This is a genomic window from Mycetohabitans rhizoxinica HKI 454 (assembly GCF_000198775.1).
Lineage (GTDB): Bacteria > Pseudomonadota > Gammaproteobacteria > Burkholderiales > Burkholderiaceae > Mycetohabitans > Mycetohabitans rhizoxinica.
The window spans coordinates 2,025,563-2,039,370 of record NC_014722.1 but is presented as its reverse complement, the minus strand read 5'-3'; the positions used below and the strand labels follow the sequence as shown (position 1 = coordinate 2,039,370).

The 13,808-nt window shown below is 63.9% G+C and carries 14 protein-coding genes; 11 read left to right on the top strand and 3 right to left on the bottom strand.

The window, feature by feature from the left end; genetic code table 11:
* Window positions 1-8: 8 nt before the first annotated feature.
* Genes truA through RBRH_RS08730 form a run of 11 tightly spaced genes read left to right on the top strand, consistent with a single transcriptional unit; the run spans window position 9 to window position 10,878 of the window.
* Window positions 9-809 carry a tRNA pseudouridine(38-40) synthase TruA gene (gene truA / locus RBRH_RS08780; protein ID WP_041753707.1) on the top strand — a complete coding sequence of 267 codons (801 nt, stop codon included), beginning with the start codon at window positions 9-11 and terminating at the stop codon, window positions 807-809.
* Window positions 802-1,521 (top strand): phosphoribosylanthranilate isomerase, encoded by a 720-nt coding sequence (locus RBRH_RS08775; protein WP_013435833.1) that lies wholly within the window; start codon window positions 802-804, stop codon window positions 1,519-1,521. The genes truA and RBRH_RS08775 overlap by 8 nt, the downstream gene beginning before the upstream one ends.
* Before the next feature lie 48 nt (window positions 1,522-1,569).
* Window positions 1,570-2,763, top strand: coding sequence for a tryptophan synthase subunit beta (gene trpB, locus RBRH_RS08770; protein WP_041754384.1), 1,194 nt, complete (start codon window positions 1,570-1,572; stop codon window positions 2,761-2,763).
* A gap of 29 nt (window positions 2,764-2,792) precedes the next feature.
* A complete protein-coding gene (locus tag RBRH_RS08765) occupies window positions 2,793-3,701 on the top strand; it encodes a DNA-methyltransferase (protein WP_041754383.1) in 909 nt (302 codons plus the stop codon).
* A complete protein-coding gene (gene trpA, locus RBRH_RS08760) occupies window positions 3,688-4,491 on the top strand; it encodes a tryptophan synthase subunit alpha (RefSeq protein ID WP_013435830.1) in 804 nt (267 codons plus the stop codon). Before RBRH_RS08765 ends, trpA begins: the two co-directional genes overlap by 14 nt.
* A 44-nt stretch (window positions 4,492-4,535) precedes the next feature.
* The gene (gene accD / locus RBRH_RS08755; RefSeq protein ID WP_013435829.1) at window positions 4,536-5,408 is read left to right on the top strand and encodes an acetyl-CoA carboxylase, carboxyltransferase subunit beta; all 873 of its coding nucleotides are present in this window, start codon (window positions 4,536-4,538) and stop codon (window positions 5,406-5,408) included.
* Between the two features lie 28 nt (window positions 5,409-5,436).
* Entirely contained in the window at window positions 5,437-6,762 is a 1,326-nt protein-coding gene (gene folC / locus RBRH_RS08750; RefSeq protein ID WP_041753706.1) for a bifunctional tetrahydrofolate synthase/dihydrofolate synthase, read from the top strand.
* 56 nt (window positions 6,763-6,818) lie between these two features.
* The gene (locus RBRH_RS08745; protein ID WP_041754382.1) at window positions 6,819-7,535 is read left to right on the top strand and encodes an SPOR domain-containing protein; all 717 of its coding nucleotides are present in this window, start codon (window positions 6,819-6,821) and stop codon (window positions 7,533-7,535) included.
* Window positions 7,536-7,565: 30 nt separating this feature from the next.
* Window positions 7,566-8,057 (top strand): CvpA family protein, encoded by a 492-nt coding sequence (locus tag RBRH_RS08740; RefSeq protein ID WP_041754381.1) that lies wholly within the window; start codon window positions 7,566-7,568, stop codon window positions 8,055-8,057.
* A gap of 36 nt (window positions 8,058-8,093) precedes the next feature.
* The gene (gene purF, locus RBRH_RS08735; protein WP_013435825.1) at window positions 8,094-9,629 is read left to right on the top strand and encodes an amidophosphoribosyltransferase; all 1,536 of its coding nucleotides are present in this window, start codon (window positions 8,094-8,096) and stop codon (window positions 9,627-9,629) included.
* Between the two features lie 28 nt (window positions 9,630-9,657).
* Window positions 9,658-10,878 carry an O-succinylhomoserine sulfhydrylase gene (locus RBRH_RS08730; protein WP_049786409.1) on the top strand — a complete coding sequence of 407 codons (1,221 nt, stop codon included), beginning with the start codon at window positions 9,658-9,660 and terminating at the stop codon, window positions 10,876-10,878.
* Here the strand turns inward: RBRH_RS08730 and RBRH_RS08725 are convergent.
* From RBRH_RS08725 to leuA, 3 genes are all read right to left on the bottom strand, one after another.
* On the bottom strand, window positions 10,843-11,157 hold the full coding sequence (locus tag RBRH_RS08725) for a hypothetical protein (protein ID WP_157864411.1): 315 nt from the start codon (window positions 11,155-11,157) through the stop codon (window positions 10,843-10,845). The genes RBRH_RS08730 and RBRH_RS08725 overlap by 36 nt on opposite strands.
* Window positions 11,158-11,312: 155 nt before the next feature.
* Window positions 11,313-11,564, bottom strand: a complete 252-nt coding sequence (locus RBRH_RS08720) for a hypothetical protein (protein ID WP_041754378.1) — start codon at window positions 11,562-11,564, stop codon at window positions 11,313-11,315.
* Between the two features lie 310 nt (window positions 11,565-11,874).
* On the bottom strand, window positions 11,875-13,602 hold the full coding sequence (gene leuA / locus RBRH_RS08715) for a 2-isopropylmalate synthase (RefSeq protein WP_041753704.1): 1,728 nt from the start codon (window positions 13,600-13,602) through the stop codon (window positions 11,875-11,877).
* Window positions 13,603-13,808 lie beyond the last annotated feature (206 nt).

Sequence of the window (13,808 nt, the reverse complement as noted above, 5' to 3'; positions counted from 1 at the left end):
GGGTGGCGATGCGCATCGCGCTGGGACTCCAGTATGACGGCGCCGCGTTCTGCGGTTGGCAGGCGCAGCCGCACGGCAATACGGTCCAGAACGTGCTTGAGCGTGCGCTGGAGCAGTTCGCGCAAGTGCCGCTGCCCACTGTCGTCGCCGGCCGGACCGACACGGGCGTACATGCACTCGGTCAAGTCGTGCATTTCGATACATTGCTTGACCGGGCGGCATTTTCGTGGGTTCGCGGAGTCAACGCGTTCTTGCCGCCCAGTGTCTCGGTGCAGTGGGCCAAGCCGGTGCCGCCGACTTTTCACGCGCGCTTTGCGGCGTTCGAGCGCACGTATTTCTATGTGCTGTATGTGCATCCGGTGCGCTCGCCGATGCTCGCGAGGCGCGCCGGGTGGGTTCATACGCCGCTGGACGTCGAGGCGATGCGCGAGGCCGCCGGGTATTTGATCGGCGAGCACGATTTTTCGTCGTTTCGCTCGTCCGATTGCCAGGCGAAGACGCCCGTCAAGCACTTGTACGCGATCGATATCGTTGAGCACGGGCCGTTCGTGCATTTGCGCTTTCGGGCGAATGCGTTTCTACACCACATGGTGCGCAACATCATGGGCTGCCTGGTGTCAGTGGGACGGCACAGGCACCCGGCCTGTTGGATGGCCGAAGTGCTGGCTGCTCGCGAGCGCAAGCACGCGGCACCGACGTTCATGCCGGACGGCCTGTATCTGGCGCAGGTGGGCTATCCCGACGGCTTCGGCGTGCCGCCGCCCAATCTCGCCAGTTTGCCATTCAGCGAGGTATGGAATCATGACTGAGCCCGCACCCACCCAGGCCGCCGCGCCGGCCTACCGCGCGCAGCGAACGCGCGTGAAGCTGTGTGGCCTGTCCACTGAGCAAGACGTCGATTGCGCGGTCGCACTGGGCGCCGATGCGATTGGACTGGTCTTCTATCCGCCCAGCCCGCGCTGTGTGAGCATCGAGCTTGCCGCCGCGCTGGCGCGCCGTGTTCCGCCGTTCGTGACCGTGGTGGGGCTGTTCGTCAATGCCGACGACGCGCTGTTCGAACAGGTGCTCGACGCGGTGCCACTCGGCATGGTGCAATTTCACGGCGACGAGACGCCGCAGCGCTGCGCCATATTGGCAGGGCGCGCGGGCCTGCGCTGGCTGCGCGCCCTACGTGTCGGACCGGATACCCGGCCGGCTGATTTGGTAGAATCATCTATCAACTATGCTTGTGCAACGGGCTTGCTGCTCGATTCGCTGGTCGCCGGCTATGGCGGAGGCGGAAAGGTTTTCGATTGGTCACTTATTCCAGCAGACATCGCGCGTCAGGCCGTTTTGAGTGGTGGGTTGAGCGCGCAAAACGTCACTGACGCCATTCACCGGGTGCGCCCGTATGCCGTGGATGTGTCCAGCGGCATCGAAGTGCCGGGTGCAAAGGGCGTGAAGGATCACGCCCGAATGGCGGCGTTCGTCAATGCCGTGCAGGCCGCGGATGCGGCAGCGGCGGCGATGGACGCCCGGTGACCAGTGGGCTCGCGTGGCGTGCGGGCCCTGTCTGACGAGAGTGACGCAATGTACAATTTGCCTGATGAACGTGGCCACTTCGGCCCTTATGGTGGCGTGTTCGTCGCCGAAACCCTAGTTCATGCGCTCGCCGAGCTGCGCGACGCGTACGACCAATACCGGCAGGATCCCGAGTTCGTCGCCGAATATGCGCGCGAGCTTAAGCATTTCGTCGGCCGTCCGTCGCCGATCTACCACGCACGGCGTTGGAGCGAGCTGCTCGGCGGCGCGCAGATCTACTTGAAGCGCGAGGACTTGAATCACACTGGCGCGCACAAGGTCAACAACGTGATCGGTCAGGCGTTGCTGGCGCGCCGCATGGGCAAGCCGCGCGTCATCGCGGAGACGGGCGCCGGCCAGCACGGCGTGGCCACGGCGACAATCGCCGCGCGCCTTGGCATGGAATGTGTGGTGTACATGGGCGCCGAGGATGTGCGCCGGCAGGCGGCGAACGTTTATCGGATGAAGCTGCTGGGGGCGAGCGTCGTGCCGGTCGACTCGGGCTCGCGCACGCTGAAGGACGCGCTCAACGAAGCGATGCGCGACTGGGTCACGAATGTCGAGAACACGTTCTATATCATCGGCACCGTGGCCGGTCCCCATCCATATCCGCTGATGGTGCGTGACTTTCAGCGCGTGATCGGCGACGAGTGTCGGGTGCAGATGCCCGAGCTAGTCGGCCGCCAGCCGGATGCGGTGATTGCGTGCGTGGGGGGCGGCTCGAATGCGATGGGCATTTTCTATCCCTACATCGACGACACGGCGGTGCAATTAATCGGCGTGGAGGCGGCCGGCGATGGACTGGACACCGGCCGGCACGCGGCATCGCTGATCGGCGGCACGCCCGGCGTACTGCATGGCAACCGCACCTATCTATTGCAAGACGAGAACGGGCAGATCATCGATACGCATTCGGTCTCGGCGGGGCTGGACTATCCAGGGGTCGGGCCGGAGCATGCGTGGCTGCGCGATACTGGCCGCGCACAGTACGTCGGGATTACCGATGATGAGGCGCTGAAGGCGTTTCATGACTGCTGCCGCATCGAGGGCATCATTCCCGCGCTCGAGTCCAGCCACGCGCTTGCGTATGCAGCGAAGCTTGCACCGAGCCTGGCGCGCGACAAGCTGCTGCTGGTGAACCTGTCGGGCCGTGGCGACAAAGATATGCATACGGTGGCCGAGCGCGCCGGTATCGCGTTTTGAGCGCGCCGCTCGATACGACACCGATCACGATGCGCGACGACGAACTCAGCGAACGAGCCGGACCCGACGATGATTGCGGCGCGCTGGCCGGCGGCGGGTGCGACTTCGCGCTGGCGCTCGACGCGCTGCAGCCGCGCGCCATCCCGCCGGGGATAGCGTTGCGCAATTGCGATTTCCTCACCGACGTGGGCAGCCTGGCTGACCAGTCGATCGACCTGATTCTGGCCGACCCGCCATACGGGCTGGGCAAGGACTATGGCAACGATTCGGACAAGCGCAACGGCCAGGATTTCATCGCGTGGACCTGCCGCTGGCTCGAATTGGCAATTCCGAAGCTCAAGCCGAGCGGCTCGCTGTATGTATTCTGCACGTGGCAATACGCGCCGGAGATCTTCTGCTTCTTGAAGCGCCGGCTCACGATGATCAACGAGATTATCTGGGACCGGCGCGTGCCGAGCATGGGTGGCACGACGCGCCGGTTCACGTCGGTGCACGACAACATTGGTTTTTTCGCGGTGTCGAAGGACTATTACTTCGACCTGGACCCGGTGCGTATTCCGTACGATCCTGTCACGAAGAAGGCCCGCTCGCGGCGCATTTTCGAAGGCAGCAAATGGCTCGAGCTCGGCTACAACCCGAAGGACGTCTGGTCGGTGTCGCGCTTGCACCGCCAGCATGCCGAGCGCGTTGCGCATCCGACGCAAAAGCCGCTGGAGATCATCGAGCGAATGGTGCTGTCCAGTTGCCCGCCGGGCGGTCTGGTGCTCGATCCGTTCATGGGCAGCGGCACCACCGCGGTGGCCTGCGCGCGGCACCAGCGTCGCTTTGTCGGCTACGAGATTAACCCTGAATACTGCGCGCTTGCTCGCCGGCGATTGGCTGCGCTCGAGGCAGGCCGTGCGACTTTAGACGAGACTTTACCCCATGTCCCGAATTAAAACGAAGTTTGCGGCGCTGACCCGCGATCGACGCAAGGGCCTGATTCCATTCATGACCGCGGGCGACCCGGATCCGGCGCGCACCGTCGAGTTCATGCACGCGCTGGCCGCTGGCGGCGCCGACGTGATCGAGCTGGGTGTGCCATTCTCGGACCCGATGGCCGATGGCCCCGTGATTCAGCGCTCGTCCGAGCGGGCACTGGCGCGCGGCATCACGCTGCGGCGCGTGCTCGACGACGTGCGCGTGTTTCGCGAGCGCGACCGTGACACACCCGTGGTGCTGATGGGATACGCGAACCCGATCGAGCGGATGGGGCGCGAGGCGTTCGGCGCCGCGGCGCGCGAGGCCGGTGTCGATGGTGTGCTGGTGGTTGACTACCCGCCCGAGGAAGCGGCTGAATTCGCCGATACCATGCGTGGCTACGGCATCGATCCGATCTTCCTGCTCGCGCCGACGTCCACCGACGAGCGCATTGCCGCGGTGGGACGCGTGGCGAGCGGCTATGTCTATTATGTGTCGCTCAGGGGCGTGACCGGTGCGGCAAATCTCGACGTTTCCAGCATCGCAGGTAAAATGCCAGCCATCAAGGCGCGAGTGCCTTTGCCGATTGGAGTCGGCTTTGGTATTCGCGATGCCGCCACGGCCCGTGCAATCGCCGAGGTCAGCGACGCGGTCGTGATCGGCAGCCGCATTGTCCAACTGCTCGAGCAGACGCCCGGGCAGGACGCCGCGCACGTGCTCAAGGCGTTTGTTGCCGAGGTGCGGCACGCGCTGGACCACGCGGTCTGAGCCCGGCGGTATGCCGCGACGAACCTACCCATCGAGGAGCTTTCATGAGTTGGCTGGATAAACTGCTGCCGCCGAAGATCAAGCAAACGGATCCGCGCAGCCGCAAGAGCATTCCGGAAGGACTGTGGGTCAAGTGCCCGAACTGCGAGGCGGTGCTTTACCGCAATGATGTGCAGGCCAACCTGCACGTGTGTCCGAAGTGCGATCACCATATGCGGATTGGTGCGCGCGAGCGCTTGGACGTGTTGCTCGATCCGGAGGGCCGCTATGAAATCGGCCAGGAGATCGTGCCGGTCGACGCGCTGAAGTTCAAGGACAGCCGTAAATACCCGGATCGGCTCAAGGACGCGATGGACGATACCGGCGAGACCGACGCGATGGTCGTGATGGGCGGTGCGATTCACACGTTGCCGGTGGTGGTCGCCTGCTTCGAGTTCGCGTTCATGGGCGGCTCGATGGGCTCGGTCGTTGGCGAGCGCTTCGTGCGCGGGGCGAAGAACGCGCTCGAGCAGCAAGTCCCGTTTATTTGCTTTGCCGCATCGGGCGGCGCGCGGATGCAAGAAAGCGTGCTATCGCTGATGCAGATGGCCAAGACCACGGCGATGCTCACAAAGCTTTCCGAGGCCAAGCTGCCGTTCATCTCGGTGCTGACTGACCCGACGATGGGCGGCGTGTCGGCCAGCTTCGCGTTCTTGGGCGACGTCGTGATTGCCGAGCCCCGCGCGCTGATCGGCTTTGCCGGTCCGCGCGTGATCGAGCAGACCGTGCGCGAAAAACTGCCGGAGGGCTTTCAGCGTTCGGAATTCCTGCTGCAAAAAGGTGCGATCGACATGATCGTGGATCGGCGCAAGATGCGCGAGGAAATCGCCCGGCTGATCGCGCTGTTGACGCACCAGCCGGCGGACGCGGTCGCGTGAAGCGGCGGTGCTCGGCACTGGGGCTGTCATGACTGTTTTCGCAACGCTTCAGGATTGGCTCGCGCATCTAGAAACCGCCCATCCGGTTGGCATCGACATGGGGTTGGCGCGCATTGGACGCGTGAAGGCGGCGCTCGGCCTGCAGTTCAACTGCCCGGTGATCACGGTGGGCGGCACCAACGGCAAGGGATCGACGTGCGCGATTCTGGAAGCGATTCTGCTGCGTGCCGGCTATCACGTCGGGTGCCACACGTCGCCACACCTGCTCGAGTTCAACGAACGTGCGCGCGTGGACGGCCGCAATGCGCCCGATGACGAACTGCTGCCGCATTTCGAAGCGGTCGAGGCTGCACGGTTGTCGTTGCCCGAGCCGGTGTCGCTGACCTACTTCGAGTTCACGACGCTGGCGATCATGCGCTTGTTCGTATCCCTCCAGCTTGATGCGGTGATTTTGGAGGTCGGCCTGGGCGGCCGGCTCGACGCGGTGAATATCATCGATGCCGATTGTGCGGTTATCACCAGCGTCGATCTGGACCACCAGCATTACCTGGGCGACACGCGGGAGCAGATCGGCCGCGAGAAGGCGGGGATCTTTCGTCCCGGCAAGCCGGCGATCGTCGGCGATCCGCTGCCGCCGCATAGCGTGGTCGAGCATGCCGAGGCGATCGGCGCCGACCTGTGGCTGTTCAACCGCGACTTTCATTACGAGGGTCATGCCGGCAGCGAGCGGCAGCAATGGAGCTACCGCGGCCGCACGCTAAAACGCGCGGCGCTGGCCTATCCGGCGCTGCGCGGCGCAAACCAGTTGCTCAATACCGCGGCGGCGCTCGCTGCACTCGAGGCGCTGCGCGAGCGTCTGCCGGTCAGCGCGCAGGATATCCGGCTCGGGCTGGCCAACGTCGAGCTGCCCGGGCGCTTCCAGGTGCTGCCCGGCAAACCGGCGATCGTGCTGGATGTCGCGCACAATCCTCACGCGGCCGCGGTGTTGGCACAGAATCTGGGCAACATGGGTTATTTCCCGTACACCTATGCGGTGTTCGGCGCGATGGCCGACAAGGATATCGCCGGCGTGCTCGCACGCTTGAAAGGCGAGGTCGATCATTGGTGCGTGACTGAATTGCCCACGACGCGCGCGGCCCGTGCGCTCGACATCGAACAGACATTAGAGACGCTAGGTGTGGCGCGCGGCGACCCCGACGCGCCCTCGGACGCGTCGATCCGGCAGTTCGCGAATCCGCAGCTTGCCTATCAGGATGCCCTCAGCCGGGCGTCCGAAAATGATAGAATCGTGGTTTTCGGCAGTTTCTATACGGTAGCCGGCGTGATGGCCTATCGTAAGATGCAGCATCATTGATCCGCGCGGCGCGCGAGCCGGGCAGACCGGCCTGCCGGCGCCGCCACGAGCCACATATGGGATTGTTTTCCTTCGGCAGCAAAGACGACGCGGGCCCGTCCCGGACCACCGCGGGGAGCCGCGCCGGCCGCACGAGCCGCGGTGAGCGGCGTGCCGAGCGCCGCACGGATCCGGATGCGATGTTGCTTGATCCGACGCTGCCTGAGAAACAACGCGCGCGTCGGCGTCTGGTTGGTGCGATCGCGCTGGTCATGGCGGCCGTGGTTGCGCTGCCGATGATTCTCGACTCCCACCCAAAGCCCTTTACCGACGACATCGCCATCCAGATTCCGGCGCGGCCGGAATGGGCGCTGGCATCGTCGCATGCGTATGAAGACGATGTGATGCCTGCCGCCGCGCCGGACACGCCGCCCACCGCGACGCCGCCGCGCGGCAAGACCGCGATGGAATCTAGGCGCGCTCGAGCACAAAGCAGCGCGGCTGCGTCATTGGACGCGTCGAGTCCCGGCGGCACGCCGAATGTGCCAGCTGGCAATCGCTACGTGGTGCAACTGGGCACGCTGGGCAGCGATGCCGCTGCACGGGATTGGGTGGGCCGGTTGAAGGCGCTCGGCGTGCCGGCCTATGTCGAGCGCCGGCGCCAGTCCGACGGCAGTGAGCGCATCCTGTTGCGCGCCGGGCCCTTCGCCGATCGTTCGGCCGCTGCCGCCGCGGTGGCGAAGGTGCGCGAGGCCGGACTGACCGCGGGCGGCGGTAGCAAGCGTACGCAGTAGAGGGCGGCTGACGAAGTGACGGACGCGACGTTGACCGCTTTCGACTACGCCGTGGTCGCGCTCATTGGCCTGTCGGCGCTGCGCGGAATGTGGCGGGGGCTGCTGGCGGAGGTATTCGGCCTGGTTGGGTGGATCGTCGCGTTCATTGTCGCCGCGATCTATGCACCCGCACTGGCGGGCTATGTGCCGGCGAACTGGCCTGGCGGCGTGCTGACGCAGTACTGGGTTGTGTTCTTCGGCTTGGCGGCGGCTGTACTGGTTGTCTCTGGCGTGATCGGTGCGCTGCTTACCCGGCTTGCCGACGCCGGCGGGCTGCGCGGCGTCGATCGCACGTTGGGCATACTATTTGGGCTGATACGAGGCGTGCTGCTGGTACTCGTATTGGTGGCGGTCGCCGGATTGACCGAGCTGCCGCGACAAGATTTTTGGCGCAACGCGATGTTCAGGCCTTACGCCGAGCATGGTGTGCGCGAACTGAAACCGTTCCTGCCGGCCGCGATCGCAGCGTACGTGCATTTCTGAGCGGCACCCGGATTCAATTTCTTTGAAGGACATGCCATGTGCGGCATCGTAGGCGTAATTTCCCAGTCTCCCGTCAATCAGCTAATCTATGACAGCCTGCTACTGTTGCAGCATCGCGGCCAGGATGCGGCCGGCATTGCGACGGCCAACGGCAGCACGTTCCACATGCATAAGGCAAACGGCATGGTGCGCGACGTGTTCCGTACGCGCAACATGCGCTCGCTGCCCGGCAACTGCGGGATCGGCCAAGTCCGCTACCCGACCGCCGGCTCGGCGAGCAGTGCGGAGGAGGCCCAGCCGTTCTACGTGAATGCACCGTTCGGCGTCATCCTCGCGCACAACGGCAACGTAACGAACTGGGAACAACTCAAGGACGAAATGTTCCGCATCGACCGCCGGCACATCAACACGAGTTCCGATTCCGAGGTGCTGCTTAACGTGCTCGCACACGAGTTGCAGTTGGCCACGACCGGATTCTCGCTGGAGCCCGACGCGATTTTCAAGGCGGTGTCCGGGGTGCATCGGCGCGTAAAGGGCTCTTATGCGATTGTCGCGTTGATTGCCGGATACGGATTGCTGGCGTTTCGCGATCCGCATGGAATTCGGCCACTGGCCATCGGCAAGCACGACACCGCGCAGGGCACCGAATGGATAATCGCGTCCGAATCGGTCGCGCTCGAGGGCATCGGTTTCGAATTTGTACGGGACGTGGCGCCCGGCGAAGCCGTGTTCATCGGTATGGATGGCACGTTGCACGCCAAGCAATGTGCGCAGTATCCTAGCCTAAACCCGTGTATCTTCGAACTGGTCTACCTGGCGCGGCCCGACTCGGTGCTCGATGGCGTGCCCGTCTACGACGCGCGGCTGCGCATGGGCGATTACTTGGCCGAGAAGATCAAGCGCACGCTGCCCGGCGTGCAAATTGATGTCGTGATGCCGATTCCTGATTCGTCGCGGCCGGCGGCGATGCAGGTCGCCAAGAAGCTCAACATCGAATATCGCGAGGGGTTCTTCAAGAACCGCTATGTTGGCCGCACCTTCATCATGCCTGGCCAGGCAGTGCGCAAGAAGTCGGTGCGTCAAAAGCTCAACGCGATGGCGGTCGAGTTCAAGGGCCGTAACGTGTTGATCGTCGACGACTCGATCGTGCGCGGCACCACGTCACAGGAGATCGTGCAAATGGCGCGCGACGCCGGCGCGAACAAGGTGATCTTTGCTTCGGCGGCACCGCCAGTGCGGTTCCCGAATGTGTATGGCATCGATATGCCGACCCGGGCTGAATTGGTGGCGCACGGTCGGACCGACCAGGAAGTGGCGCAGATCATCGGCGCCGATGCGCTCGTCTACCAGGACGTCGAGGACATGAAGCAGGCGGTGCGTGACACGAATCCGCAACTGCAAAATTTCGAGGCATCGTGCTTCGACGGCCACTACATCACCGGCGACGTGACGACCGAATATCTGAGCAAGATCGAACGGGTGCGGCTCAATCTGGCGTCACAGTCGGACCGTGATGCGGCCGGCGAAGGCAACGACCGCTCACAACTGCACCTGCATTTGGCGGTTGAATGAGCACGCAACCCATCGGCGAACGTTATCCATGAACGATTTTCTCCATCCGCACGACGGGGATCTGCAAGGATTGTCCAGCGATACGCTGGCGGTGCGTGCCGGTACGCGGCGCACGCCGTTCAACGAGCACTCTGAAGCGTTGCTGCTGACTTCGAGCTTTTGTTTCGACAGCGCGGCGCAGGCCGCCGAGCGCTTTGCCGACTCCGAAAACAGCTTCACTTATTCGCGCTTCACAAATCCGACGGTATCGATGTTTCAGGACCGTCTGGCGGCGCTCGAAGGCGGCGAGGCTTGCATCGCGACCGCTTCCGGCATGAGCGCTATCCTGTCAATCGTATTGTCGGTGCTGCAGGCCGGAGAACACATTGTCAGTTCCCGGAGCCTATTCGGCTCGACGCTCGGTATGTTCGCCCAGATGCTGCCGCGGCTGGGCATCACGACGACGTTCGTCGACCCGTCCGACCTGCAGGCCTGGCGCGACGCGGTGACGCCCGCCACGCGGATGTTTTTCGTGGAGACGCCGTCTAATCCGCTCACCGAAGTGTCGGACATCGAAGCGGTGAGCCGGATCGCGAAGCAGGCAGGGGCGTTGTTCGTCGTTGACAACTGCTTCTGCAGCCCGGCGTTGCAGCAGCCGCTGAAGCTCGGGGCAGATGTGGTGATGCACTCGGCCACCAAGTACCTGGACGGCCAAGGTCGTGTGCTCGGCGGCGCGCTGGTCGGGCCGCGCCAGCTGTTGATGGAAAAGGTGTTCCCGTTTGTGCGCAGTGCCGGCCCGACGCTATCTGCGTTCAACGCATGGGTGCTGCTTAAGGGCATGGAGACGCTGCACGTGCGACTCGAGCGGCAGTGCGCCAACGCACTCGAGCTAGCGCGTTGGCTCGAGGCGCATCCCGCGGTGAACCGGGTCTTCTATCCGGGGCTCCAGTCGCATCCGCAGCACGTGCTTGCACGGCGTCAGCAGCGTGCCGGCGGCGCGATCGTATCGTTTGAGCTTAAGGGTGATTCACCCGAGCAGCTGCGCGCCAATGCATGGCGCGTGATCGACGGCACGAGGATCTGCTCGATCACGGGTAACCTTGGCGATACGCGCACCACGCTGACCCATCCAGCGACCACCACGCATGCGCGGATTACGCCGCAAGCCCGAGCGGCTGCCGGTATCACCGAAGGTTTGATTCGGATGTCGGTCGGTCTTGAAGGAGTCGATGACCTAAAGCGCGACCTGGAGCGTGGCCTGAACGGCTGAGCGTCGCCACCGACAGGCCCGCGTCGCCGCGCCCACGTTGTGCGCCCGCTCAGGCGAGCTTGCGCGACGCGTCGGTTGCCGACAACCATTGCCGGGCAATGTCCCACGCTTCCATTGTGGCGCCGGTCCGCCCCTCGTCTGCGTCGCGACGATCGCCCCGTCGAGCAGCAGCATGCAATGGCGCGCCATGCGTGTCGCGTTGCGCTTGTCGGTTTGCTGCGCAAGCACGCGCGCAATGAAATCGATCAGTTGCTGGCGTTGCTGATCGACCACCTGCATGACATCCGAACCCTTATGATAAAACTCGGCGGCTACGCATTGAGGCTGGTCAGGCTGCTCGTGTGCCAACTCGGCGGCGGCGGGTTGGCATCGCGGCGGCGCGTGGCCAGATCCGCTGCGACGTCCCCGTGATGTCCAGGACGCTGATGGCGCGGTCAGCGCGATGCAGTCAACGTGCGCAGTACCGCATTGCCTTCGGCAGTGAGCTCGACGTGCGATCCGCTCTCCGACGAATCGACGATGCGCACTAGGCCGGCCTCCGCCAGCGTGGCGACATCCGGCTTGGCAGCGAGCGCGCCGGCTGGCGCGTGTAGCAACAGCAACAGCGTGGCTATCTCATGGTGGCTCAACAGTCGGCGCAACAATGGCTTGCGCGGTGACGGCGTATTGACGGTATCGGCGTTCATGCGCTGGGTGTCTGCAAGGTTTTTGCAATGCTGGCTGCCGGCAAGGGAATGCCGCCGGGCGGCGATGCCAAATGATGGAGGTTGGACCACGGGTATCGGGCTACCGTTCCGTGACGATTGTTTCTGTTCATTGCGGCATTGCGCCGCGTTGGACACGATGCGTGCCGCGCGCTGCGCGACGGGTGCCGCAACGAGACTGCACCTGTCGCAATACGCAGCGCGAAAGCGGCACTTAATGCGAAGGCGATACTCGGAGCGCAACTCGGTGTATCGCGTTGCTGGGCGCTCGTCCATGCGTTGAGCCGGGGTGTTACGCAGCCCGGCTGATGCCGGCGTTGGCCGATGCCCGCTGTGCGGCATCGAAGAACGTGCGTTGCCCTGTGGCGTCACAGCGCGCATACGCTCGATTCACGCCATTCACGACTGCGCGGATCGACGCAGTCGTCAGGTTCGCATCGATGCCGACGCCAAACGCGCTGCCGCATACGCCGGGGCCGGCCAGTTCGGCGATCGCGATGGCCTGCGCGTCAGCGCCCTGCGTTAACGCGCGTTCCTCATAATGCTGGATGTGCAGCGGCGTGCGCAGCGCGTGCATCAGTGCATCGAGCGGACCGTTGCCCGTGCCCGTCAGAATCTGTTGGAGGTCATGAATCTGGACCGTGACGGCGATGAATTCGCCGCCCTCGTGCTTGGACAATTCATGGCCGATGTAGCGCAGCGGCGCATCGTTGCGCGCATATTCCTGCTGGAACAGCGTCCAGATTTGTGCGGCGCTGACCTCCTGGCCGCTGTCGTCGGTGTGCCGCTGTACCGCGGCACTGAAATCGACTTGCAATCGCCGTGGCAGCGCGATGCCATAGCCCTGTTCGAGCAGGTAGGCGATACCGCCCTTACCGGATTGACTGTTGACGCGGATGATCGAGTCATAGGTGCGGCCCAGGTCGCCCGGATCGACGGGCAGGTAAGGGACTTCCCAGACGGTATTGGCCTGCTGCGCGGCGAAGCCTTTCTTGATTGCATCCTGGTGGGAGCCCGAGAACGCGGTGAACACCAGGTCACCAGCGTATGGGTGGCGTGGATGCACAGGCAGTTGGGTACAGGCTTCGGCGGTGCGCGCGATCTCGTTGATCTGCGAAAAGTCCAGGCCCGGATCGACGCCCTGCGTATACAGGTTCAGCGCGAGTGTCACGAGATCGACGTTACCCGTGCGCTCGCCGTTGCCGAACAGGCATCCTTCAATCCGGTCCGCGCCGGCCATGACCGCGAGTTCTGCTGCGGCGACGGCCGTGCCGCGGTCGTTATGCGGATGCACGGACAGGATCAGCGAGTCCCGCCGCGCCAGGTGACGATGCATCCATTCGATCTGGTCCGCGTAGAAATTCGGTGTCCCAATCTCGACGGTGGCGGGCAGGTTGACGATGGCTTTGTGCTCGGGGCTTGGCTGCCAGATGTCGAACACCGCATCGCAGACTTCCTTGGCGAAGTCCAACTCGGTCGCGGTAAAAGTCTCCGGACTGTATTGCAGCGTGAACTGCGTTTGAGGCGCCGCGTCCGCGAGTTGCTTGATCAAGCGGGCGGCCCGCTCCGTCAGTTGTCGTACGCCATGGCGGTCAGTGCCGAATACGATGCGGCGAAATGCCGGCGCCGTGGCGTTGTACAGGTGGACGATCGCACGCGGGACCCCGTACAGCGACGCGAACGTACGCTCGATCAAGTCTTCGCGCGCCTGTGTGAGCACTTCGATTGTCACATCATCGGGGATGTGGCCGCCTTCGATCAGCTCACGCACGAAGTTGAAATCCGTTTCGGAGGCGGAGGGGAATGCGACTTCGATCTCTTTAAAACCAATGGCGACCAGCGTCTTGAACAGACGCATCTTACGCTTGGCGTCCATCGGATCGAACAGCGCCTGGTTGCCGTCGCGCAAATCGGTGCTCATCCAGATTGGCGCGCGGGTGATCGTGCGCGTGGGCCAGACACGATCCGGCAGCTTGATCGGCGTAAAAGGACGGTATTTAATTGAAGGGTCTTTCAGCATGGTTCGTCTCGCCAAGGGTCGAAAAACATCGGGCCGGCATGGCGACCGGAAGGCATGGACGAACAAGACCGCCGGTCGGTTACCGGGGCCAGGTAGTCAAATCAGGGGATTCAGGGAGGCTTCGTTAATGAAGCTGCCATGAAACGCGCGCCAACAGACCTAGCCCGAACAAGCAGGCTAGTAGTCGTAGCGATAGACGGATCGGT